This window comes from Aeromonas sp. ASNIH7 (assembly GCF_002903485.1).
Taxonomy (GTDB): Bacteria; Pseudomonadota; Gammaproteobacteria; order Enterobacterales; family Aeromonadaceae; genus Aeromonas; species Aeromonas caviae.
This window is the reverse complement of sequence record NZ_CP026226.1, coordinates 1-22469: the sequence shown is the minus strand read 5'-3', so window position 1 is coordinate 22469 and position 22469 is coordinate 1. Positions and strand designations below refer to the sequence as shown.

General features: G+C 56.3%; 21 protein-coding genes, 1 tRNA gene and 1 pseudogene. 6 read left to right on the top strand and 17 right to left on the bottom strand.

The genetic code is table 11. From position 1 onward, the window contains the following. Positions 1 to 1239 precede the first annotated feature (1239 nt). The 12 genes from C2U47_RS00120 to mepA form a co-directional block, all read right to left on the bottom strand. Positions 1240 to 2253: an AAA family ATPase gene (locus C2U47_RS00120; RefSeq protein ID WP_233735847.1), complete on the bottom strand. Its 1014-nt coding sequence runs from the start codon at positions 2251 to 2253 to the stop codon at positions 1240 to 1242. Positions 2254 to 2330: 77 nt separating this feature from the next. After that, positions 2331 to 2555, bottom strand: a complete 225-nt coding sequence (locus C2U47_RS00115; RefSeq protein ID WP_199766831.1) for a hypothetical protein — start codon at positions 2553 to 2555, stop codon at positions 2331 to 2333. Positions 2556 to 3568: 1013 nt separating this feature from the next. Next, positions 3569 to 4531, bottom strand: a complete 963-nt coding sequence (locus C2U47_RS00105) for a site-specific integrase (protein ID WP_103261330.1) — start codon at positions 4529 to 4531, stop codon at positions 3569 to 3571. 137 nt (positions 4532 to 4668) lie between these two features. Beyond that, positions 4669 to 5136 (bottom strand): tyrosine-type recombinase/integrase, encoded by a 468-nt coding sequence (locus tag C2U47_RS00100; protein WP_233735846.1) that lies wholly within the window; start codon positions 5134 to 5136, stop codon positions 4669 to 4671. A 79-nt stretch (positions 5137 to 5215) separates the two neighbouring features. Beyond that, entirely contained in the window at positions 5216 to 6247 is a 1032-nt protein-coding gene (locus C2U47_RS00095) for an IS630-like element ISAhy2 family transposase (RefSeq protein WP_001809438.1), read from the bottom strand. 88 nt (positions 6248 to 6335) lie between these two features. Then, on the bottom strand, positions 6336 to 7025 hold the full coding sequence (locus C2U47_RS00090; protein ID WP_233735845.1) for a tyrosine-type recombinase/integrase: 690 nt from the start codon (positions 7023 to 7025) through the stop codon (positions 6336 to 6338). Positions 7026 to 7736: 711 nt separating this feature from the next. Then, the gene (locus tag C2U47_RS00085; RefSeq protein WP_223920732.1) at positions 7737 to 9044 is read right to left on the bottom strand and encodes a tyrosine-type recombinase/integrase; all 1308 of its coding nucleotides are present in this window, start codon (positions 9042 to 9044) and stop codon (positions 7737 to 7739) included. Between the two features lie 83 nt (positions 9045 to 9127). Next, positions 9128 to 9215 (bottom strand) — tRNA-Ser (locus tag C2U47_RS00080). Between the two features lie 266 nt (positions 9216 to 9481). Continuing rightward, entirely contained in the window at positions 9482 to 10099 is a 618-nt protein-coding gene (locus tag C2U47_RS00075; RefSeq protein ID WP_010675024.1) for a TPM domain-containing protein, read from the bottom strand. A 22-nt stretch (positions 10100 to 10121) separates the two neighbouring features. Continuing rightward, complete coding sequence (locus tag C2U47_RS00070; protein ID WP_043154789.1) at positions 10122 to 10856, bottom strand: TPM domain-containing protein; 735 nt, start codon at positions 10854 to 10856, stop codon at positions 10122 to 10124. After that, positions 10853 to 11458: a LemA family protein gene (locus tag C2U47_RS00065; protein ID WP_010675022.1), complete on the bottom strand. Its 606-nt coding sequence runs from the start codon at positions 11456 to 11458 to the stop codon at positions 10853 to 10855. The genes C2U47_RS00070 and C2U47_RS00065 overlap by 4 nt, the downstream gene beginning before the upstream one ends. Before the next feature lie 42 nt (positions 11459 to 11500). Further along, on the bottom strand, positions 11501 to 12244 hold the full coding sequence (gene mepA / locus C2U47_RS00060; RefSeq protein ID WP_010675021.1) for a penicillin-insensitive murein endopeptidase: 744 nt from the start codon (positions 12242 to 12244) through the stop codon (positions 11501 to 11503). Positions 12245 to 12418: 174 nt separating this feature from the next. On the opposite strand from mepA, the gene C2U47_RS00055 reads away from it, so the two are divergent. After that, complete coding sequence (locus tag C2U47_RS00055) at positions 12419 to 12961, top strand: hypothetical protein (protein ID WP_010675020.1); 543 nt, start codon at positions 12419 to 12421, stop codon at positions 12959 to 12961. Positions 12962 to 13173: 212 nt separating this feature from the next. After that, the gene (locus tag C2U47_RS00050) at positions 13174 to 13452 is read left to right on the top strand and encodes an RNA recognition motif domain-containing protein (protein ID WP_029314670.1); all 279 of its coding nucleotides are present in this window, start codon (positions 13174 to 13176) and stop codon (positions 13450 to 13452) included. Between the two features lie 69 nt (positions 13453 to 13521). On the opposite strand, the gene C2U47_RS00045 is transcribed toward C2U47_RS00050, so the two are convergent. After that, positions 13522 to 14421, bottom strand: a complete 900-nt coding sequence (locus C2U47_RS00045; protein ID WP_010675018.1) for an aldo/keto reductase — start codon at positions 14419 to 14421, stop codon at positions 13522 to 13524. Positions 14422 to 14587: 166 nt separating this feature from the next. Between C2U47_RS00045 and C2U47_RS00040 the strand changes: the two genes are divergently transcribed. The 3 genes and pseudogenes from C2U47_RS00040 (at position 14588) to ltaE (ending at position 16880) form a co-directional block, all read left to right on the top strand. Then, positions 14588 to 14995, top strand: a complete 408-nt coding sequence (locus C2U47_RS00040; RefSeq protein ID WP_010675017.1) for a helix-turn-helix domain-containing protein — start codon at positions 14588 to 14590, stop codon at positions 14993 to 14995. A gap of 75 nt (positions 14996 to 15070) precedes the next feature. Beyond that, a pseudogene (locus tag C2U47_RS23695) lies at positions 15071 to 15777 on the top strand (short-chain dehydrogenase). Between the two features lie 86 nt (positions 15778 to 15863). Beyond that, positions 15864 to 16880: a low-specificity L-threonine aldolase gene (gene ltaE, locus C2U47_RS00030; RefSeq protein WP_010675015.1), complete on the top strand. Its 1017-nt coding sequence runs from the start codon at positions 15864 to 15866 to the stop codon at positions 16878 to 16880. Positions 16881 to 16943: 63 nt separating this feature from the next. Here ltaE and C2U47_RS00025 read toward each other — a convergent pair whose 3' ends face one another. From C2U47_RS00025 to C2U47_RS00010, 4 genes are all read right to left on the bottom strand, one after another. Beyond that, on the bottom strand, positions 16944 to 17375 hold the full coding sequence (locus C2U47_RS00025; RefSeq protein WP_010675014.1) for a PAS domain-containing protein: 432 nt from the start codon (positions 17373 to 17375) through the stop codon (positions 16944 to 16946). 32 nt (positions 17376 to 17407) lie between these two features. Then, positions 17408 to 18430 carry a response regulator gene (locus C2U47_RS00020; RefSeq protein WP_029314668.1) on the bottom strand — a complete coding sequence of 341 codons (1023 nt, stop codon included), beginning with the start codon at positions 18428 to 18430 and terminating at the stop codon, positions 17408 to 17410. 46 nt (positions 18431 to 18476) lie between these two features. Beyond that, positions 18477 to 19421, bottom strand: a complete 945-nt coding sequence (locus C2U47_RS00015; protein WP_010675012.1) for a LysR family transcriptional regulator — start codon at positions 19419 to 19421, stop codon at positions 18477 to 18479. Positions 19422 to 19504: 83 nt separating this feature from the next. Beyond that, entirely contained in the window at positions 19505 to 20053 is a 549-nt protein-coding gene (locus C2U47_RS00010) for a DUF2982 domain-containing protein (protein WP_223918117.1), read from the bottom strand. Between the two features lie 322 nt (positions 20054 to 20375). Here C2U47_RS00010 and C2U47_RS00005 point away from each other — a divergent pair, with 322 nt between their 5' ends. Continuing rightward, complete coding sequence (locus C2U47_RS00005; RefSeq protein ID WP_029314665.1) at positions 20376 to 22316, top strand: putative bifunctional diguanylate cyclase/phosphodiesterase; 1941 nt, start codon at positions 20376 to 20378, stop codon at positions 22314 to 22316. Positions 22317 to 22469: the final 153 nt, after the last annotated feature.

Here is a 22469-nt window from a genome sequence, read left to right as displayed (position 1 = left end):
TGATGTTCTTTTATAATTGCCAAAACTTCGTTCAGAACTCTCTTTTTTCCTTTTGATCAGGAGGCCTTGGAAAAATTTACATTCAGCGTATTACGTATGTACGGCTCTGGGCGCGGCAATGACTCCGGCCGGATTTCCTCTTGCACTCGTGCTATACCTGCGTCTAACTACGTTAGATCTGCCCCGATGAGTTCCAGGGGTAGCTCATTTGAATCGTATCCATCCCGTCCGGCTTGTTGTAGTTCTGCTCCGCATAGGGATGGCTACCGCACCCGACTGACAGCACTATCCGGGGTTCAGAACCGCAGTGGTCATTTGGGCACCATTTCATGGTTTTTTCAATCATACCATGGTGTTACCACCATGAACATGAGCTATATCACGACTAAAACCAATATTGTCAATGAAACGGCTTGGTTGCTTGGCATGACTCGTGCGGACAGATAATCACCAACAAGGGCGCAGAGGGGTTGATGTGGCTAATCTGCCGTTGAGTACTCAACGGCAATAAGAAAATCTGAATGCCCCTGCGTTTTACAGCCTCATGCCCTAATCCACCAGCCGAGTTGTGAATGAATTAGTGAGCGACTGCCGTGTTAAACTGGCAGTTTGGTTAGCAGAGGATACAGATATTTCCCTCACCTAGCCCCTTTGCTACAGGGTGAATCACCCCGACTTCTTTAGACACGTCTAAGCCATTCAGGACTGATCCCGCGTCAGTAACTTGGCCGACGGGTCTCTCCTAACGGGTTCAAAGTGGATAGCTCACACTCTGAGATGAATTCTGATTGTGCCGTGCCCACCGGCCCGGCCTCCCTTGCTACGCCACGTCTTGACCTGCGTAGCTAAACTCTGGATCGTATATTCACATAGAACGCAGTGCTATGTGGAATTTATGAAAGTAAAGACCGCTTTCCGATGAGACGCCTTTTTACAAATGGCGATAAGGAGGATCGCGCACTGAAAAAGAGGCAGCATGAAGTTCAATTCCAGCTAGTAACATAAAAAAAACCATTTTTTGTTTTCATGAAAAAATTCCTTTTTTATTTGAAAACAAACGGGGGGGTTAGATTTTTTTAAAATTAATACTTGATGCTTTCATACCTACTTATTTTCGAGATGTCAACCGATGAGGATAAGAGTAGATTTATCCTCATCGAGCCGGGGGATTGTTAAGGGGGTGCAATATATCACATGCAATACTTATATATATGTAGTTCATTGCACCATTGCATCCAATTAATTGGCGGATGTGGATGAATCTGCTAAATGTGTGATAGCAATGCCATCTGTTAATACATATTCAGTCCGTTCAGATGTCGCCACCCTTGTCACCCAACCATTATCGACACATTTTTTTATGTAATTTTTTGCCTGCCGTTCTTTTACAGAGAAATACTGGCAAAACCTCTCGGTCAATGTGGTGGCAGAAATCGCCTCCAGGCCTTCCAGTGCCTCCAGCAGCCCATCCATCAGCTTGTCGCGCTCCTCCCCGATGGCACTGACTAATGTCAGCCCAATACGATTAAGGAGTATTTCGTCAGGTGTTTCAACCGCCCTCGCACTGAACGTCAGGTTGTAGCGAGCGCCCTGACCCTCTCGCGTCCCCAGTGAGATGACACCATCGGCCTCACCATGAATCGAAGAAGCTCCCCGCATGCTCATTACGCCAGCGTTAACCCCACCTGCATTAGGCGAAGCCTTTCTGGCGTGATGAACGATGATGTGTGCAGCGGCGCCGCTGATTTTTCGAATGGCTCGCATCACCTGACCCATTTCGCCATTGTTGTTTTCCTCTGCATTATGCATCCGAGCGAGGACATCCCAGATGATCAAATCCGGTTGAATGTCGTTGACAATATCTATTATTGCCTGTGATGCCATAGGATCTAATACATCAGTCGATTTATAATCGCCGCACCGCAAGAATGTTTTAATGTTTTTTGCATCTCCCAAGTTGGTCTGTTCCGACATGGTGTAGTACCGCTGCCAAAACAATCTGTCATTGACCTCAAAATCCATATACAATACGAGCGCTGGCCTTTTAATTTCCCAATTTAAAAATACACTACCGCTGGCTACAGCCAAGCCCAACTGCGTTGCAAGCATCGATTTACCCGTTTTGGGCGAGCCATTAATAATCTGCGTATTCCGGTGAAGTTGAACAGTGATTCCGGAATCTGTGAACACCATTTCCGGAAAGTATGCGGACAGGGATTCTTCGAGCAGAAGCTGAGCTTTGAGGGGAGGCATCTTTTCGACTCACTGAACAAGCCAGCAGCCAAGCGCAGCGCGGCAGTTGTGGATCCAAGACGTTGGAACAGGACGGTTCATCTGACATCAGAGTACGTGCACTGAGGTGTCCGGAATCGGTGTACACGCAAGCCGGAATCAGCGTTCATTTTAAACCGGAATAGGTGTTCATTTTCGACCGGAATATGCATAATCCACTGTTCGCCTTTTTCAATCAGATTATCCACCACCCAATTAGGGCGTTGCTGGCTGGAAATTAATCCAGCAGCAGGACTGAAATTATAATGTTTTTCATTATTCATAAACATACCTATATTATTGTGGTGACTTAGTACTATGTTGATATGTCTCATCGTTTACATATATGCATAAGCTAATCATGCGTATATGTATAATTAACTACCCCGTGTTGTTGCAGATACAGTGTTTTTATGTCTGGTATTGCGCTATCAATATGAAGGGCATGGATAATCAGGTATAAAAATGCCACCAATAATGGCGGCATTGGTCGTCTGTCCTCGATTAGCAAATGAGCCCGAGCGCCCGCAGGCGTTGGAGCGCCTTATCCTGTGCAGCGTTCGAATAGTCAGGTTCCTGAGTGATCCGAGCCAGACGCTCAACCAGCCGCCTGCCACTTTCATCGAGCCTCACAGACACATCGAGCAATGACACTGTGTATTGAGTGTTACATGCCGATGCCAACGCAGCAGCCAGCACCCTGCTAGATCCGGTGCGCGGGTGTTCTGAAATGATTGCCAAAATTTCGTTTAGAATTTTCATCTATTTCCTCTATGTTGTTAAACAATATGGTGCCTTTTCGGCTGTCATAAATTCTGCTGGTTAGATACTGGTTGTGATGTAAACACCCTCGATTGATCAGCACCAAGCGATGTTATGGCTGCGTTTTGTGTAATAACAAATAATCATCTAAACAGTTTTTATGGCGGGTATTGCGCCATCAATATGGATGACCGTCACCGATATATAGGCGTCAAGGTAGTTCTTCCTCGTGCCTCGTCAGACTCCACCTGGACACCTATATCCGGCTCATGTCATGCCATATTGACCGCTTCATACCCTCCATAAAAATGGGTTCTCCACCCCACTCCGGTCGCTGCGCAACCTACGGGGGTTCCGGGTTCGCTACTCTCACCACACCCACATTCTTACGTTCGTAAGAATGTTTTACCCCGCGTTCTTACGCTGTGTTGGCTCTGCGTTCTTACGGTTGCGACGAAGGCGTTCTTACGGTTGCGCCCCAGGGGGATTTGCCATGCTGTGATAGCAGCAAGGCAGTCCCCCTGTAGCCGCTCCCTTATCGGGATAAATCGTCATCGGCATCGCGATGCCGATTGATGAATGCCGCCATGCCTCTCGGCGTTGTTGGGGCAGTTGAATCTGCGCTCGGCGAAGGCTCAGCCACTGTTGTGGGTGTAGCTACCTGGCGATGAGTTTTGTTATCCACAGAAAGCTCGGCGTGCGTTGTCCTGATATGGCTCAGGTCAGCATCCGCTGGGCAAGTGGGTAACACGTTACCATTAGCGGATTTACGATTGCCGTATTTGTCCACAGAAGACGTTGCCTGATGACCCATGATGTAGGCAATGCGCTGCCGGTCGAGCCCAGACGCTTTGAGCTCAGAGCCCATCTGATGGCGCCAGCTGTAAAAGGTCGGCAGCGATTTTCGCGCCGGCCAGAGGTTTTTGCCCGCCGCACGCAGCTTGTCCTGCAATGAGCCAATTTTTGCTTTCTTTGCCTCGGTCACCATGAGTTGCAATTTCTCTGGCGAAATCGTGTCAAACTGTAAGACCCTATCTGCACCACGTTTGCCATCATGACTTTTTTTGGCTCCGATAACGGTGAGCCGATTACCCTGCGCAGTTATGGTGGCTAGTTCAGCAGGTCTTATCCCCGCGCGCATAAACAACAATATGGCCGCCAACATAGCGCTGTCATTACGCGCCTTAAAATACTGAATCAGTGCAACGAGATCATCATTATCGACCTTTTTAACTCTTTTTTGTTTTGCCTTAACCGGTATATCTGGCCTACTCAGGGCCTGAATTCGCTCGGCCGCGTCGGGAAAATTCAACAATTGTTGATGATATACCAGTGCACAGCGCAGTTTTCGCCAATAGCCAGAACTGCATTTTGAAGCGCGAGCCAACAATTCATCCGCAATGTTTTTTGCTGTGATATTAAGGCCCTTTTCCTTTAGGATTTCATAATGATTTTTTGCCAGTCTTTCATATTCCTTTTCCGTTGCCTGTGTAGCCATTCGGTCATCTCCCAGAGCGCTTGAATAACGCCTTCTTTAGATAGTGGGCAGGATTTCCCCACCCACGACGTGGATCCCTTTATTAAAGGTGCGATTTAGTTTTAAATTAATGCTGAATGCGTGATGTAGACAGTGATTTACTGCGCCACAGAAATTCGCTGCATTAAAACACTCATCAATCTCTGCATGACAGCAGGAGTTGCCAGTAATGCGTCGACATCGAATTCGCTTTCTGTGTTTTTATCTTCAGTTTTTTGATTACAGCTCGGCACAGTAACTTGAGCCTGCTGACCAGCCATACAGGCATTAAATACCGTGTCAGCCCTACCCCTATAATCAGGGGCGTCCTCCATCAACCACTTGCCATAATGGCGTACCACCATTTCTGTACCGGTGTGCCCCATCTGACGGGCTATCCACTCGATGCTGATCCCCGCCGAGAGCAGTTGGCTTGCATAGGTGTGCCGAAATTGAGATGGCCCCCGATAACGCACCCCAGCAGCCTGACAGAACGGCCTGAAAAACCGCTCACGGAACTCATCAACCGAGGCATAACTGCGCCTTTTGGCGCTGTAGTAAGCCAGCAGGGTGCGTTGTTCACTCATCTGAGTGCGATTGTCCGACCTCGTGACCGTAATCTTCTTAGCCTTACGATGCTCCGCTAAATAACTGATCCCAATAGTGCTACACCTTCGCTGTGCCATAGCCATTCCCCGGGAAAGGAGACACGGTATCCATGAAGTGTTTCACTCGGGCCAGCAGGTTTGCCATCCCTCTGCATTGATGATTGCGCGTGATGGTTTCATGTAACTTGTGCCATAGCCGTTCTATGTGATTAACCCAAGGGCTGTAAACTGGCTGGAACACCAGGCAGAACTTGGGATTCTTCTTCAACCATCGCTCGGTCTGTTTGCTTTTGTGAATGATGTAGTTATCGAGGATCAACGTGATGGTTTTGGCTCGTCGGTAGTGGTGGCGCAGCTTTTCCAGCATGGCAATAAACAGCGATGAGTTTTTCTTGATCCCGCTGACGTAAAGTACCCTTCCGTTGCCTGCGTGGAGAACGCCTGCCAGATAATGCTTGGCATTCTGCCCCGGTGTGACAACCCGCTTTTGCTGCGCTCTGAACATCCAGTCGGCTCCTAATTTGGGATTGAGGTCTATATCGACTTCATCCTCATAAAACACCGGATTATCGGCATCACAGCGGGCCAGCGCGGCGTCGATATTCGCCATTTTTTCCTGATAGGCTGGGTCTTTTATCCGCAAGGTCGGCACGGGCCTGCGCCAGACAATGCCCATACGAGGTAACCATCGGCGGAGCGTGGAGGCTGCCACATTGAGCCCTGTTAACCGATTGATTTTTATAGCCAATAGTTCAGTACACCAACGGCTGCGCTGATAACCAAAATCTTGCGGAGAAAACTGCATGAGCAGCACCAGTAAGGTGACAATCTTGGCGATAGGTAAGACTGGGGCACGGCCAGCCGGTAAGGCTTCTAGCGCATCTATGCCTTCATCTCGATACCACCGAAGCCAACGACCGATGGTCGAGCGCGCAGCGCCGGTAAGGTGATGAACATCGGTGATCGTGCGTCCTTCATGTAACAGCAAGATGGCCATCAAGCGACGAGCATGTCCTTTATCACGGGTGGCATGGATGATTTTGTGAATGCGGCGCCGTTGTGGTCGTGGCAGAGGTGGTAGGATAGGCATCAACTCAGTCCTTTGGGTGTGGCTTGTTTTGTTTAGCGACTAATCAGATCGCACAAACTGGACTGAGTTCCCTTCCTCCGGTGATCTACTATTCGGAACAGCTATTTAGCCTCATCAAGGTTTTGAGAGATCCAACAGCCTGTTCTGACAGCTCTATCGTGCGAATAGATCCCCTGGTTTTGGGCGTTTTGTACTGCCCATCAACCAACGCAAGGTCAACCAATAAGATCTTCTTGTCGAGATTGACCGCCTCCGAACTGACCGCCATTAACTCACTGATGCGCAGACCCGTAGAGATACCGAGTTGGATGAGTGACACCTCCAGCAAATGGGTGCTTTTCAGGGCAAGAAATGCCTTAATTTCGTATTGATAAAATGGATCAGGTTCGCCCACCTCAAATTTGCATTTTTTAATGCCATCCATTGGACTGGTATGAATAACACCATCGCTGACAGCTCGTGCAAAGACTTGTCTCAATATATCCAAATATTGGTTAATGGTATTTCCTTTATATTTTTTGTTGCAAAATTTCACTACGAGCAGTTCAATGTCACTCGCACGATATGACGTCAGCGGTTTATCACCAATCCATTTTATCAACTGTTCTGCTTTACGCTTCGAAATGTCATAGGTTGTCTGCGCATACTGGTATTTTTTGATTTCCAGGTGCTGACGAATGGCTGACGCCAGTGAATGCTCATCAACAATGACTGAACGCACAGTGTTGTGTTTAGTTTTTTGTTTTTGAACGGTCCTTTTATTGGTTTGTTTGTTCATAATTACCCTCATTACAGTTATAAATACTCCTTCAATTACAAAAACAGCAATAGCAAAACGTGATGCTCACGCATCGATACCGAGAGGGTAATAGTGCACCTAAAAACAGCGATATAAATTACTCTGTGACGCTATAAACAGATAAGTTTCACCTCAAAATCCTGTTAATTTGTCAAATGCCAAGTATACATTAGCGATAGCTGATGTCATTTAATCGATATAATCAAATGTTCCCGTCAGATTTTTACTCAACATTGCATCAAGCAAATACCATGTGTTATTCACTTCACCCGAATTTGGGTAATAACAACCCGTTCAGCGTATCGAAGATAGCTGTGATATTGGCGGTATTTTTTAAATCTGAAGGGGTGATAACCCTTGTTTGAACGAGATAAACGTGTCGGTGTGTTCTACGCCATATTCATTTCGTTTCGATCCTTCGTGTTTACTGTCGTTGTTATGTCCTTGTTAGCAGCTTTATCAGCATACTACAACGATTGAGGACCACTCGTCAATGAAAATAACCCACAAAGAAAAAGAAATGTCAACATATTTTTATTAGGTTTTTTAAATATTTTCCAATGTGCTTAAAATCATTATAAATCATGAAGATAGGGCCATACCGCCCCATTAAACCGCCGAGAAATGCTCTCATATTGGTTTTTTCATGGGGGGGAGACAGCCCTGTTACCCAAAAAATATGCGTCATCTTTACGGTGATTTTCCCCCTGACAGCAGGTGGTGGGGTATCAGGTCGGTAGGAAGGGATTGGATTTTCTCATTCAGCAGCCTAATGTTCACACGTTTGCCATAGCGGCCAAACGTCAGGCCGTTTTTACTGTGTCCCGCAAGTTCGGCTACAACATGCTCAGCGACATCCGCCTGCTGTAACTCATCGATGAAGGTATGCCGCAGCCCGTAAAGCGTGGGACGGCCCTGACCTACGATGCCAGCCTCATTGAGGTGGCGTTGGAAGCGACAGGTGATGTTATGCGCCCAGTCGTCGTCTTTGCCTGATGGTTGGTCATCGAACAAAAATACCTTCCCTTGACTGCGACGACTCTCCACATAGTCCAGGAATTGATGTCCGATCAACGCACTGTGCAGTGGCACGGTACGGTACGCATTGACGGTTTTGAGCTGCTGATCCGCCTCTCCCGCATCGACCATCAAACACCAAATCCCCTCAACCTGTTTGATGTTCTGAGTTTTGAGCTGGCAGGCCTCGGAAGGCCGCAACCCTGCGTATAGGCACAGCAGGGGCACCCACCAGTCCTGAATTTTCAACTTTCTGCCTTTCTGGGATTGTTTGCTGCGCAGGCTGGCAAACAGTTGGGCCAGTTGAGGGCGATGCCAGCGCACTCGCTCTTCATCCGCCCGTTTGCTCGGTCTTTTACCTGCCGTCAGCCCATCGAAAGGGTTACGACTGCAATAGTCCAGTGCCACGCACCAACGGAAGAACTGTTTCAGGGCTGCCAGATAATCGGTCTTAGTTTTGAAACTGATGTCGCTCTTGCGCAGCAAGATGTTGCGGTACTCCTGCGCCAAGGTTGGGGTCACCTGATCGGCTTTGACCCCTTTGGCCCAGGTGACGAAGGCGTTGATCCGAAGTTGGAGCTGGCCCACGGATTTATGTTGGATCCCCTCACTCGATTTGGCGTCGAGAAACTGTGTCAACGCCTGGGTAAGGGCAATCCCCTTGGCGGGGCAAGTCGAGGACTCGATGGGGGAAGCAATGGATTGGGAGGGCGTAAGAGATGCAGCAAATCCCGCAGCTTTGAAAGCGTCTAGATCGGCGCGGATCCAGCGATAGAAACTGCGGGGTGTAGTATCGGCAGGGGTAGCCGCGATTAGTGCACGAGTACGAGCTGCCACTGCTAGGTTGCGGTCTACGGCGAGCTGCCTATCTTTGGTGCAAAGGGAAGTACGGATAGCGAAGGGCAAGCCACGGTCACGTAATGACTTAGGCAGCGGGAGACGAGTGTAGTAGGTGCCGGAGGCATTTTTACTCAGATACATGATTGTTCCACCCAGTTGATCCAGGAAAAAAATCACGTAAGTCTAGAAATGAAAAAACCCGTTGAAATTCAACGGGTTATATTTGGCGGTGAGGGAGGGATTCGAACCCTCGATACGTTGCCGTATACACACTTTCCAGGCGTGCTCCTTCAGCCACTCGGACACCTCACCAAATTTTTACTGCTTGAAGTGGCTTTCGGAGCACGCTGCGCGTGCATCTTGCCGACTTCGTCGGTGGGCAGCCTCTCGGATACCGCACCAAATTTTTGTCTGTGGTTTAACGTGTTCAGCCAACACGGTGTCCGCTGCGCCGTTGCGCTGGAACGGGGCGTAATTTAGGGGAAAGGGCTGCCTGGGTCAACCACTTTTCCCCTTATTTTTCATAATCTTTATCGAGTGCCTATCCCTTGAACAGAATGCCGATTTTTTAATCCCGTTCAAGGCTTGTCGAGAATGATCAGGCTGTCAGGCAGCTCGTTCTGATCCCGGGTTGCGGGGAAGGCGTCGGTCAGAATGGCGCTGGTGCGCTCCACGCACTCCAGAAACCCCTGCTCGACCTCCTTGTTGCGTACCCGAACCACGAAGTCGTCGATGATCTGCTGCCACTGGGTGTTGTCGATGTGCTGGGCGATCCCGTCGTCTACCAGGATCTCCACATAGTGCTCCGCCACCGAGACGAAGATGAGCACACCGAGCCGGTCCCGGGTGCGGTGAAGTCCCTGCTCGACAAACTGCAGGCGGGCCATCAGGGCGGCCCGGTGACGGCGTACCTTGTTGGGAATGAGCCGCATCTTGATGGGCGTCCAGTGGAACAGCAGGCTCAGTAGCAACCAGACCGACCACTGCACCAGCAGGATCTCGTACCAGCCAAGCCAGAAGCCGAGCTGGAAGACCAGCAGGGGGGTGAGCATGGCCAGCAGGGCGGCCCACAGGGTCGGGATATAGCGATAGCCATCGCTGGCCGGGGCCAGCACGGTGACCAGTTCGGCATCCGTGGCCTGCTCGGCCTGTCGAACCCTGGCCTGCAAGGTGTGGAAAAACTGTTTAGAAATCATCTTGTTGTCTCTTTTTCCCTGATTACCAACCGCCAGATGCACCGCCGCCGCCAAAGCTGCCGCCGCCACCACTGAAACCGCCACCACCACCGCCAGTGCGGCCGCCAAAGGAGCCGGCACCGAATCCACCGGCCATGTAGGCGGCCCGGCGACGTCCTCCCGGCCCACCGCCGCCGCTGCGCAGGTTGTGCAGCACGATCATCGCAATCACCACCAGGATGAAGAGCCAGGGACCTCCCTGCTTGTCGGCCTTGCTGGCGTGGTCCACGGGCTGATACTCCCCGGCCAGGGCCTGCATGATGCCCTGGCTGCCGGCGAGGATGCCGGCCACCATGTCACCGCGCTTGAAGGCGGGCAGGATCCGGGTCTGGATGATATTGGCGGCGATGGCGTCGGGCAGGGCACCTTCCAGGCCATAACCCACCTCGATGCGCACCTTGCGCTCGTCCTGGGCGATGATCAGCAGAACGCCGTTGTTCTTGCCTTTTTGGCCGATGCCCCAGTGGCGACCGAGCTGGTAGCCGTACTCTTCGATGGTATCCCCCGCCAGTGTGTCGATGGAGACCACCACCAGCTGGACGCCGCTGCGCTTCTCGAAGACGGCCAGTTGCTGTGCGAGTTGGTGGGCCTGCTTGCGGGACATCAGATTGGCCTCGTCCACCACCCGCCCGGTCAGGGCCGGGAAATCGGGGGCGGCATGCAGTGCCGTGGCACAGAGCAGCAGACAGAGCGCCAGCCAGCGTCTCATCACGTTCATTGGAAGCTGACCTTGGGCGCCTCATCGGCACCGGGCTTGGCGCTGAAGGTGGGTTTGGCTTCCAGATCGGAGTAAAGCAGCTTGGACCAGATGACCCCGGGGAAGGTACGGATCTCGGTATTGAACTGGCGTACTGCTTCGATGTAATCCCGTCTGGCCACCGCGATGCGATTCTCGGTGCCTTCCAGCTGGGCCTGCAGGGTCAGGAACTGCTGGTCGGCCTTCAGATCCGGGTAGCGCTCGACCACTACCATCAGCCGGGAGAGGGCGCTGGAGAGCTGCTCCTGAGCCGCCTCGAACGCCTTGAGCTGGGAGGGGTCACTCACCTGCACGCTGCCGACTCGGGCACGGGCATCGGTGACAGCCTTGAGGGTCTCCTGCTCGTGGCTGGCGTACCCCTTGACGGTGGCCACCAGGTTGGGAATGAGATCGGCCCTGCGCTGGTATTGGTTCTCGACCTGTCCCCAGCTCGCCTTGACCTGCTCATCCAGGGTCGGAATGGTGTTCATGCCGCAGCCGGTCAAACCCAGCAGCAGGGTCAGGGTCAGCAGGGCACGGGTACCACGCTGCCAGAGTGAAGTGGCCATCTTGTTGTTCTCCATTGATATTTCTCTCGGAAATAGGTTCACCATAACAGCTTGTGGTCAGCCCTCACAACGCCTGGGTAAGAGGGGGGCGCGGTAGCTCATCGACACCTTGGGCAACTGGGGTTTGTCCTTGAGCCAGGAGGCCAGCTCCTCCCCACAGCCATTGCCGGGGGGAATGGGAGCCTGGGACTGGCAGTCCGGACTGTTTGCCGGGCAGCGCAGGCGCACGTGAAAGTGGCTGAAGTGGCCGACCCAGGGGCGCAGCTTGCCGACCCAGGCTTCACCGGGTGCCTGTTTGCACACCTCGGCCTTGATGACGGGGTTGACGAAGATACGCGCCACCTCGGGGCGATCAGCCGCAAGGCGCAGCAGATTGAGCTGCCTGGGACCGAATCGGCCGGGTAGCATCCGGTAGCTGGGTTCGTCGATCAGCGCCCACTCCCTGGGGGCATCCTGCTCCCAGCGGCTGATGGGTCTGTCAGCCATCCTGAACCAGATGTCGGCATCCAGGCCGGTCTGGTGGCTGCGATGACCTGAGGTAAAGGGCCCCCCGTGCATCATGGCGAGGTCGGCGATATAGAGATCCGGCATGCCGGCCAGTCTGGTCTGGTTGGCCAGATGCTGCAGGTAATGGATGAGGTCGGGGTGACCGTAATAGCGAAGCCGTTTGGTGCGGATCACCTGATAACCTGGGCCTTCGAGGGGCAGGGCCACGGCATTTTTCAGGCAGCCGGCGGAGTAGCCGCCGATGGCCTCGGCATAGAGTGTGCTCGCGGACAAGAGCAGGGCGATGGCGAACATGGGACTCCCGGGATGGCGCCCAGTGCGGGCTCAGACAGCCCCAAGCATACCAAGAGTGGCGGCTGGCCGTCATCCGTGTCGCGGTGGCGGTTGCATCGCGGCGCGTCGCTCGCGCACAATGCGCGGCAACGCAGCGACGGCAAGGCCGTTCGCATCACAGAAGGAGAAGAGAAGATGAGAGTCAGTGAGCTGGCAGCGCAAGAGAACGTGAGCTGGCTGATGCCCCCGGCCCGGCGGTTTTACGGGGTGATGATCTGCCTGTTGCTGGCGAGTCTCGCCACTGTGGTGGCCGCCCTCTGGCTGGGATATCCCGACATGGGCCTGCTGCCCTGGGTCGGGGTGGTCTTTGGCGGTATCGTGCTGGTGATGATGGTGTTGCCGCGCAACTGGCAGCGCTGGCGTCTGGCGGAGCTTGCCTGGGATGAACGCCATCTCTATCTGCTCAATGGCGGCGAAGACCGGGCCTTGGCGCTGCCCAGGGCCGTGCTGGTGGGCATGGAGCGGGATCGCAAGGTGGGACACGATGGCCAGTGGCTCGATTTCAGCCTGGATCTCGGGCTGGATGAGGTGACCCTGGCGACGGCCACCAGCCTGCTCGGGTTGTCCCGGGAAGGGACTCACGAAGTGGCCCCCGGGGTCTATCGATTCGGGTTCAAACGTGCCTGGCATGGGCGTCGTGCCCTCGGCACATTGCTGGCCGAGCTGCACCCGATCTGACTATTTTCTCGACAATTCATCCCAATGCTCAGATACTGCCTCTGATTCGATTTGATCTTTCCTGCTCTGATAACCCAAGAGATCAAGGACTTGGGATACGAAGCTGGAAGTGCCATGGCATGATGCCGTGGCTGGTCCGGCAGGGGGGTTGTGCCCTTACTCCCAGGTCGGTGGATGCATAGATAAGGCACCTTGAATCGAGAGTGGATGGCATGAAGATTTACGTAGGTAATCTGTCGTACCGGATGACGGCCGACGAACTGACAACCGTGTTCAGCCAATTTGGGCAGGTAGACAAGGTCGATATCATCATCGACCGCGATACCGGTCAGTCCAAGGGGTTTGGTTTCATTGAAATGCCGGTCAATGGTGAGGCCGAGAAGGCCATCGCCGAGTTGCACGGCACCGAGGTCGGCGGCCGCACCATCACGGTCAATCAGGCCAAACCGAAGACGGATGCACCCCGTGGTCGCCCCCAGCGCCATCGTTGAATCGTCTCGATAACGGAAAACGGCATGGAATCCTCCATGCCGTTTTTGTTTTCAGGGTCTGGTGCAGACTCAGGGAACGTCATAACCCAGAGCGGCCTTGCGGATGCGGAACCACTGCTGGCGAGTGAGCTCAATGGACTCGGCTGCCACGGCGGCGGCGATCCGCTCCCGTTTGCCGGAGCCGATGAGGGGCAGCGGCTGACTCGGTAGCATCATCACCCAGGCGTAGACCACCTGCTCCAGACAGTCGGCGCCCACCTCCTGGCGGATCTGCTCGAGTTCCGCCCGCAGCGGGGCATATTCGGGGGCATGGAACAGCCGCCCGCCGCCAAGGCAGGACCAGGCCATGGGCTTGATGCGCTGTTGCTGGCATTGATCCAGGGCACCATCCAGCGTCCCCTCCTGATGGAGCGGGGAGATCTCCAGCTGGTTGGTGACCAGGGGGAAGGGCAGGCGGGATTGCAGCAGGGCGAACTGGTGGGGCGTGAAGTTGGAGACCCCGGCGTGCTTGATCTTGCCTGCCTGCTTGAGGGTGATGAAGGCGTCGGCCACCTCGTCGGCGTTCATCAGGGGGTCGGGGCGATGGATCAGCAACAGATCCAGATGATCGGTGCCGAGCTTTTGCAAGGAGGCTTCGGCACTGGCGACGATGTGTCCCTTGCCGGTGTTGTAGTGATTCAGGGCGTGGGCCGGATTGGCGGTGAGGGCGATGCCGCACTTGCTGACGATCTCCATGCGATCGCGCAGGGAGGGCTCCAGGCGCAGGGCATGGCCGAAGGCCTCCTCGCATTGGTAGCCACCGTAGATGTCGGCGTGATCGATGGTGGTGACCCCGAGATCAAGGTGATATTTCATCAGGTCCAGCAGGGCGGCGGGGGAGAGCTGCCACTCCATCAGGCGCCAGTAGCCCATGATGAGGCGGGAGAAGGTGGGGCCTTGCTCATGCAGGGCCAGACGGGATACGGACATGGTGACTCCTCTGGAGATAAAAATGCGAAAAGAAAGGGGCAAAATCATGTGCCAGCATCTTGGTCTCTTCCGGCGGACAAGGCAATAATGCCCCCTTCGCGAATTCGAACTATGGTTCTGACTCCGACGGGTCAAGATCCCGGTGTCAGTGAGAGGAGAAGGGGTGATGGAAGGATTTGCCGCCAGGCTGCAAAGCCTTATTGGGGAGGGGAGCGTGAGCGCCTTTGCCCGCAAGGTGGGGTTGAGTGAAGCCCTGATCCGCAAGTATCTGAAAGGGGCCGAGCCCGGCCTTGGCAAGGCGAACCAGATTGCCATGGCGGCCAACTGCTCGCTGGAGTGGCTCGCCACCGGTTGCGGGTATCTCTATCGTCAGGCCGAGGTGGTGGACAGGGACGCGCTGGCGGCGGCGGGGTCGCTGGTGCAGGAGACCCGTCCGGGAAAACCCATGCCGGATGAGGAGCAACTGGTGACCCTGCTCGCCTATTACCAGTTCCTGCGCAGCCACAAGCAGGCGGACGGTTTTCTGGACCTGGCCCGGGCGCGGGAGTTTGGGCGCCATCTGGCCGAGGCCTGAGCCTGACGGGGGCTCCCGGCAGTCCGCCATTCTTCTGATACCCTCTAAGCAGTGATCAAATCCAAGGACACGCAGATGAGCTATCTGATCCTGGGCAGTGGCGGGTTGGGCAGTGCGCTGGCACGGGCGCTGGCCAGACGGGGAGAAGAGTGGTTGCTGGCGGGCAGGCAACTGCCCAGGGGACTGGATCCCGCCTGCTACTTTCCGCTGCAGGAGGTGGACTCGCTCTCCTTTGAAGCCCTCTTCACCCTCTATGACAGCACCACCCTGCCGACAGTGGTGATCAACACCATAGGCCTGCTCCATGATCTTGCCCACATGCCGGAGCGGCGGGTGGAGGAGGTGACCCCCCAATGGCTCGAAGAGAGTCTGCTGGCCAATGCCTGGCCCCACCTGGCCCTTGGTGCCAACCTCAGCCGGCGCATGATGCCCCAGAGCACGCTCTGGCTCTGCACCCTCTCGGATCGGGCGGGAAGCCTGGAGGAGGGGGCCAGGAGGCCATGTGCCATTACAGCTACCGCATGAGCAAGGCCGCCCTCAACATGGGCTCCCGGATCCTGGCGGGTGAGTGGGCTGGACGTTTTCCCGGCGCCGGTGTCATCACCGTGCATCCCGGCCTCATGAATACCCCCATGCAGCAACCTTTTCTTCAGGAGATGGATCCCACCTTGCTGCAGGACCCCGCCGAGGTCGCCGTCCGCCTGCTGGATCTGATGGCCACACTGACGCCGGCGCACTCGGGCCGTTTCGTGGATCTGCAGGGTCAGTGGCTGCCCTGGTGAGCCGCCGGGCTCACATTCCCGCTTGCCGTTTCTTGCCAGCCGGGTGTCGGCTGGTTAATGTCATCGTCCTGCATCAGGAGGATGACATGCGCTATATCGATTTACGAAGTGATACCGTGACCCAACCCACGGAAGCCATGCGCCAGAGCATGCTGCATGCCGAGGTGGGAGACGATGTCTATGGGGAAGATCCCAGCATCAATGCGCTGGAGCGCCGCGGCGCCAAACTGCTTGGCAAGGAGGCGGCCCTGTTCGTGCCCTCCGGCACCATGTCCAACCTGCTGGCCATGATGAGTCACTGCCAGCGTGGGGAAGGAGCCGTGCTGGGGGCGGCTTCCCACATCTATCGCTACGAGGCCCAGGGCTCTGCCGTGCTGGGCTCGGTGGCCCTGCAATCCGTCCCCATGCAGGCGGACGGCACCCTGGCCATCGAGGATGTGCGGGGGGCCATCGCTCCCGATGATCCCCATTTCGTCCAGACGCGCCTCGTCTGCCTGGAAAATACCCATAACGGCAAGGTGCTGCCATTGACCTACCTGCGCGCCATGCGCGAATTCGTCGACGAGAAGGGGTTGAAGCTGCACCTGGACGGGGCTCGCCTCTTCAATGCGGTGGTGGCGAGCGGGGAACCGGTGGCCGCCATCGCGGCGCCTTTTGACAGCATCTCTGTCTGCCTCTCCAAGGGACTGGGAGCACCGGTGGGTTCCCTGCTGGTGGGATCGGCTGCGTTCATCGCCCGCGCCAGACGGCTGCGCAAGATGCTGGGGGGCGGCATGCGCCAGGGAGGGATCCTGGCCCAGGCCGCCCTGTTCGCGCTGGATCAGCACGTTGCCCGGCTGGCGGATGATCATCGCCGCGCCAGGCGTCTGGCAGAGGGGCTGGCCGTGTTGCCAGGCATCACACTCAACATGGGTGAGGTGCAGACCAACATGGTATTCCTGCGCCTGACTCAGGAGGATCCCGCCACCTTGCTGGGTTTCATGAAGGAGCGCGGTATTCTCTTCTCCGGCTACGGGGAGCTCAGGTTGGTGACCCACCTGCAAATCACCGACGATGACATCGACGAGGTGATCGACGCCTTCACCGAGTACCTGAGTGGCTGACGCCATTTCCTATCGCAACAACAAGGGCGCCATCGGGCGCCCTTGTTGTCATGGCCGGGTCGGTCATCCCTGGCGCTGGCCGGTGATCAGCATGGCCTCGTCGGTGGCGTCATAGATCATGATGGCCAGGTGGGTGACCTCTCCGGCGAAGTCGGCCAGCGGCACCAGGGTCAGGTTCTGGTACATGTAGGGGGCCGATCCCGTGATGGGGCGGTAGTTGGAGAAGCGCAACAGGTAGGGGCGCTGCTCCCAGGTGCTGAAGGCACGGTTGTTGAGCTTGAACACCATGTTGGCCTTGCGCTCGAACCAGGTCTTGTCCACATCGGGGAAGAGCGAGAACAGCCCCTGATCGCGCACTTCGCCTGCCAGCCGGCCGCTGTGACTCTCCATGAAGCCGTTCCACACCTGGATCCGGTACTCCCTGTCGAGCACGACCAGCCCCACGTCCAGATTCTGGACGATGTTCATCAGCCAATGAAACTCCCGAATGTCCATGGTCACTCCTGGTGGTTGCTGCCGCGGGGCGGTCAGAGCATGTGCATGATCTTGTTGTTCATGGTGGCGATGGAATCTTCGGTAAACAGCAGCAAGAGATCGCACTGCACCGCATAGCCCTGCACCCGATAGTTGATCTCGATGGCCAGAGTGCGGCGCCAGCGGCTCTGGTTGGTCCGAATGAGATCCTGAATGGGCCTGTGCTGGCCAAGCACCACGGGGTGACCCTGGCTAAAAGGGGTGTCGAGCTGGTTGGCGTAGCCGCGCAGGAAGGCGCCAATCAGCACGTTGGCGGTGTCCATCAGCAGTTCCAGCTCGGCGCCGTGATCCAGCTCCCCCTGATGGTTCATCAGGCGGGCCAGGTCCTGGAAGCTGGCATCGTGGAACAGCAGCAGGGCCTCCCCGGCGATCCCGGCCCCGATGAAGCCCTGGCAGACCGCAGAGAGCGTCTCCGACTCGGCGGCGGCCGAGAGCGCCATGTGCAGCTCGGAGACCTCCAGCACGTTGACGTTGGGGATGGGGAGCAGCACGAAGGCGCCGAGCAGGCGGGCCAGAAGATCCGCCCCCTGGCCCATGGCGACGTTGGCCAGCTCCTGATAGACATCCCGCAGCTCGGGGGTGAACTGGATGCTGCTCTGGGCAGCCTGGTGGCTGGCGACGGGCTGGTGCTGGATGGCCGTCACCTGGGTGGCTGATTGCCACAGACCGTGGCGCTTGAGCAAGGCAAGGAGGGTGTCCGGGGAAGCCGGCTTCTTGATGAAATCGAGGGCGCCAAGAGCCATGACACGCTCATGGGCTTCCGGCTGGATGTCGCCGGAGACCACGATCACCTTGCTGCGCACCCCCTCTCGCTTGAGGGTCTCGAGCACGCCATAACCGTCCATCTCCGGCATGGTGAGATCGAGAAAGATCAGGTCCCCGTGCCCCATCAGGATCTGCTCGACCCCTTCCAGTCCGTCCGCGGCCTGGTGCAAGGTGACACCCCAATCGGCGGGCAGGGCGCGCACCAGCTGTTTGCGCGCGAACCCGGAGTCATCACATATCAATACATTCATAGTGTTAGCCGACCTGTGCAACGAGGATTGCGCTAAGTGTGGGTCATCAGCCGTCAGATGCAACGTGCAGCGGCTGCGCCGGTGAAAATTGATCGTTCTGCTGGCGGGTACGATAGCGCTCGGAGTGCTTCTCGACGAAATCGGCGAACATCTTAACACGCAACGGGGTGAACCGGGGCTGACAATGGAGCATGTAGAAGGGACGTTTTCCTGACTGCCAGTCAGGCAGGACGGGGACGAGCTGACCATCTTGCAGGAAGGGGTGCACATAGTGCTGCGGGGCGTTGACGATGCCGAGGTGGCGCTGGGCTGCCCGTACGGCGGCCTGGGTCTGGTCGATGCAAAGGCGGGGAGTGCGCTTGATGCAGATCGCCTGTTTGTCCCGCCCGCTCAGTTGCCAGTGCTGGTGGGGCCAGCAGTAGATGAGATCGTGCTCTTCCAGCTGGGTCGGGTGGGAGGGCACACCCATCTTCTCCAGATAGAGGGGGGAGGCGAACAGACCGTACTGGATGTGACCCAGACAGAGGGCGTTGGGCAGGGTCTGGGGGAGCTCGCCGTTGAAAAAGACCAGGTCCCTGTCCTGATCCGCCTGGAGGGCATGGTCGTTGGACTGGCGGATGTCGAATTGTACCCCGGGATAGCGCAGGCCGAAGTCCACCAGCATGTCGACCAGGATGGTGTTGGAGAGGGCGATGGGGGCCGCGAGGCGGATGAGGCCGCTGATGTCCGTCTCCTCACCCCGAATTTCGCCGGTGGCCTGCTCTATTTCCGCAAGGGGGGTACAGAGGCGCTCGTAATAGCGCAGCCCTTCGTCCGTGAGACGCAGCTTGCGGGTGGATCTGTGCAGCAGGCTGCATCCGAGCTGCTCTTCCAGTTGGGAGATACGTCGACTGATGGTGCCGGTCGGCATGCCCAGCGCAGCGGCGGCGTGGGAGAAACCGCCCTCTTGCACCACCTTGACGAACAGATAGAACTCTTCGATGTACTTCATAAGCGGTTTTAGGGGGTGTTCTGGCTGTAACAAGCCAGTGACCTTATGAAGAGTCACCGGGCTTGGCAAGCGCAATCCGGCGTTTAATTGATCTGGATTAGATTCGACTCGCGCTGGTATTGCTGGAGCAGATGGACGAAATCTTCCGGGGATCTGTCCAGGCTGTTGTCGGGCACCAGCAGATCGTACCCCAACAGATCACGCAGCCGTGCCATCCGGTTGCCGAGCATGGCGATCACCCCCTCATAGCGCTGGCCGGAGGGTGAGCAGAAGCGGCTCTCCTCCAGCAGTCCCTCTCCTAGGAGCCCACTGCCGCACCCTCCGGTCGGGCAGTCGGAGCGCTCGCTTCGCATGGCCTGCATCAGCACGGCGCGCTGCTCGGTCAGCAGACGGACGGCGAGCCGGGGTGTGATCAGCGTCAAAAAAGCGTCGTAATCCTTTATTTTCAAGCCGATGTAGGGCAGCTCCACCAGATCCCACCCCAAATGGATACGTGGTTGGTCAATTCGCTGAATATTTCTCCATTTCAGGATCCAGCCGCCGTACTTGTGATGGTATTGCAGGCAGTCCTGACACAAAGAGAGACTAAAATGAGGCTCACCCAGTTTCCAAACCCCGACAAGAATTGTCATCAGGCCCGCCAAGAGGAGGGAAATGGCGGGGATTAGTAGTTGTTCACGAAGAAAAAAAAGTATAAAAATCATAGCAATGGTTATCACCATGCCCAACAATACCAGTGTGAGTCCATTTCTTCGTACCATGGGGATCACATGTAGCGTTTTCATATGATTTCGGCCTTTTTTCATCCGTTTGTTATCCGATTATGGGCCGGAACGGATTTTGTACCAGCGTGAATACTCCTGTCAGGGGGCGCAAGCGACTGGTTCGACCATGAGCTTTCAGCATGAATCATCACTCAACATGAATACGCTAGACGAACGCCTGCTCACCGTGATGGATGTCCTCCACACGCCTGTCTGGGTCTATGACATCCAGCGTCATCATATTTACTGGGCCAACGATGCTGCCCTCGGGCTCTGGGAGGCGAGCTCCCTGGCCGAGCTGAAGTCCCGGGATTTCTCCGCCGACATGGCCGCCGCCATCGATCTGCTGCTGCAGCGCTATCTCGGTGATTTCCAGCAGGAGCGCAGTTACAACGAGTGGTGGACCCTCTCGCCCAAGGGGGTCAAGAAGCAGGTCTATCTGCGTCTTTCCGGGATCCAGCTTGCCGGAAGGCAGATGATGATGGCGGAAGCGGTCATCGATGCCGACACCCTCTATCAGGAGTCCTCCCTCGCCACCGGCGACACCCTGGCCTGTCTCTTTGACAACGAGGGGCGCCTCGAGAGCGGCAACCATCACTTCGACATGTGCTTTGGCACCGGCATTCTGACGCTGCCCCAGATCTTCTCCGGTGCGGACGAGGCCTTCTATCGTCGCCTCTCCCGTCTGGACGAAGTAGTGGCCGAAGGGGAGTGCCGCACCCAGAAGGGGATGCGCTGGTTCCAGTACCAGTTTCGCCATATCCAGCAGGGGGCACGGATCCTGCTGACCATGCGGGACATCACGGATCGCAAGCTCGAAGAGCTGGAGCATCGCCACCTGGCCTGGCACGACTCCCTCACCGGGCTGCTCAACCGCTACGGCCTGATGAAATCCCTGGAAGCCTATTGCGGCCTCGGGGGGCGCTTTGCCCTGGTGTTCATGGATCTGGACAACTTCAAGCTGGTCAATGACAACTACGGCCACAAGGCAGGGGATCGCCTGCTGGAGCGGGTCGCCGGACGGCTCAAGCAGATCTGCCCGCGGGACGTGGAGCTGGCGCGCCTTGGCGGGGACGAGTTCACCGCCCTGGTGCCCCTCAACCAGGCGAGCGATCGGGCCCAGGAGGTGGCGGATCTCATGCTCTCCCAGATGAGCAAGCCACTGCAGCTGAGCGGTGTCCCCGAGGTCACCATCGGCGGCAGCATCGGCATCGCCATCTACCCGGACGACGCCGATGATGGCGACAACCTCATCACCCGTGCCGACATGGCCATGTATCAGGCCAAGCAGATGGGGCGGCTTCGCTGGCAACGCTTCACCCCCAGCATGCAGCAGAGCCTGCATCGCAAGCTGACCCTGAAGCAGTTCCTGGCCAAGGCCGTCGGTCGGGGAGAGCTCAGCCTGCGCTATCAGCCCCAGGTGGATGTGGCGCAAGGTCGGGTCATCGGTTTCGAGGCCCTGGTACGCTGGTACAATCCCGTGCTCGGCCATGTGTCGCCGGCGGAGTTCATTCCGCTGGCCGAAGAGATGGGGCTCATCCGGGAAATCGGAAGCTGGGTGCTTTCCACCGCATTGGCCCAGATGGGGGAGTGGCAGCGACAGGACGGGGTGAGGGTGCCGGTGTCAGTCAATCTCTCGGGCTTCCAGCTCTCTGCCAGTTTGCCGGAGCTGGTGGCCCAACTGCTCGAGGTATTCTCGGTGGAGGCGGCGCTGCTGACCCTGGAGCTGACCGAGACGGTGCTGATGCTCGACATGAAGGGGTGCATCGAGATCCTCGACGCCCTGAGCGAGCAGGGGATCAAGATCGCCATCGACGACTTCGGGACGGGCTACTCCTCCCTGGCCTACCTCAACCGGTTGCCCATCGACACCATCAAGCTGGACCGCTCCTTCGTGGTGGGACTCAACCTGCCGGTGATCCGGGCGACGGTGGCCATGGCCACCAGTCTGGGGCTCGGGATCCTGGCGGAAGGGGTGGAGGAGGAGCACGAGCTCGCGGCCCTGCAGACCCAGGGTTGCCATGTCTTCCAGGGGTTCCTGTTCAGCCGTCCCATGACCCCGGAAGAGGTGGCGGCGGCGGGGTTTGCTGTACAGTGCCGACTGGGTCGCTACCCCCTCGCAAACCATTGAGCAAGTTGTCGATAAATGTGCGGCATCTCCCATTTATGAAGTGCGAGATGCCAAATTAAACATAATTAATCGAATTTTTGTCTCATATCATGGGATCCATTAGACGTTATCGCTAGTATGCGCGCTCATTCCTTGGTAATGGAGTATCACCAT

Bases quoted from the DNA above. Each gene is read 5' to 3' on its own strand.
- C2U47_RS00050 (WP_029314670.1), top strand. From the start codon at position 13,174: ATGAAGATTTACGTAGGTAATCTGTCGTACCGGATGACGGCCGACGAA.
- C2U47_RS00025 (WP_010675014.1), bottom strand. From the start codon at position 17,375: ATGGACATTCGGGAGTTTCATTGGCTGATGAACATCGTCCAGAATCTG.
- C2U47_RS00090 (WP_233735845.1), bottom strand. From the start codon at position 7,025: ATGAACAAACAAACCAATAAAAGGACCGTTCAAAAACAAAAAACTAAA.
- C2U47_RS00040 (WP_010675017.1), top strand. From the start codon at position 14,588: ATGGAAGGATTTGCCGCCAGGCTGCAAAGCCTTATTGGGGAGGGGAGC.
- ltaE (WP_010675015.1), top strand. From the start codon at position 15,864: ATGCGCTATATCGATTTACGAAGTGATACCGTGACCCAACCCACGGAA.
- C2U47_RS00085 (WP_223920732.1), bottom strand. From the start codon at position 9,044: ATGTATCTGAGTAAAAATGCCTCCGGCACCTACTACACTCGTCTCCCG.
- mepA (WP_010675021.1), bottom strand. From the start codon at position 12,244: ATGTTCGCCATCGCCCTGCTCTTGTCCGCGAGCACACTCTATGCCGAG.
- C2U47_RS00065 (WP_010675022.1), bottom strand. From the start codon at position 11,458: ATGGAGAACAACAAGATGGCCACTTCACTCTGGCAGCGTGGTACCCGT.
- C2U47_RS00070 (WP_043154789.1), bottom strand. From the start codon at position 10,856: ATGAACGTGATGAGACGCTGGCTGGCGCTCTGTCTGCTGCTCTGTGCC.
- C2U47_RS00075 (WP_010675024.1), bottom strand. From the start codon at position 10,099: ATGATTTCTAAACAGTTTTTCCACACCTTGCAGGCCAGGGTTCGACAG.
- C2U47_RS00120 (WP_233735847.1), bottom strand. From the start codon at position 2,253: ATGCCTCCCCTCAAAGCTCAGCTTCTGCTCGAAGAATCCCTGTCCGCA.
- C2U47_RS00045 (WP_010675018.1), bottom strand. From the start codon at position 14,421: ATGTCCGTATCCCGTCTGGCCCTGCATGAGCAAGGCCCCACCTTCTCC.
- C2U47_RS00095 (WP_001809438.1), bottom strand. From the start codon at position 6,247: ATGCCTATCCTACCACCTCTGCCACGACCACAACGGCGCCGCATTCAC.
- C2U47_RS00055 (WP_010675020.1), top strand. From the start codon at position 12,419: ATGAGAGTCAGTGAGCTGGCAGCGCAAGAGAACGTGAGCTGGCTGATG.
- C2U47_RS00115 (WP_199766831.1), bottom strand. From the start codon at position 2,555: ATGAATAATGAAAAACATTATAATTTCAGTCCTGCTGCTGGATTAATT.
- C2U47_RS00105 (WP_103261330.1), bottom strand. From the start codon at position 4,531: ATGGCTACACAGGCAACGGAAAAGGAATATGAAAGACTGGCAAAAAAT.
- C2U47_RS00010 (WP_223918117.1), bottom strand. From the start codon at position 20,053: ATGACAATTCTTGTCGGGGTTTGGAAACTGGGTGAGCCTCATTTTAGT.
- C2U47_RS00020 (WP_029314668.1), bottom strand. From the start codon at position 18,430: ATGAATGTATTGATATGTGATGACTCCGGGTTCGCGCGCAAACAGCTG.
- C2U47_RS00015 (WP_010675012.1), bottom strand. From the start codon at position 19,421: ATGAAGTACATCGAAGAGTTCTATCTGTTCGTCAAGGTGGTGCAAGAG.
- C2U47_RS00005 (WP_029314665.1), top strand. From the start codon at position 20,376: ATGGATGTCCTCCACACGCCTGTCTGGGTCTATGACATCCAGCGTCAT.
- C2U47_RS00100 (WP_233735846.1), bottom strand. From the start codon at position 5,136: ATGAGTGAACAACGCACCCTGCTGGCTTACTACAGCGCCAAAAGGCGC.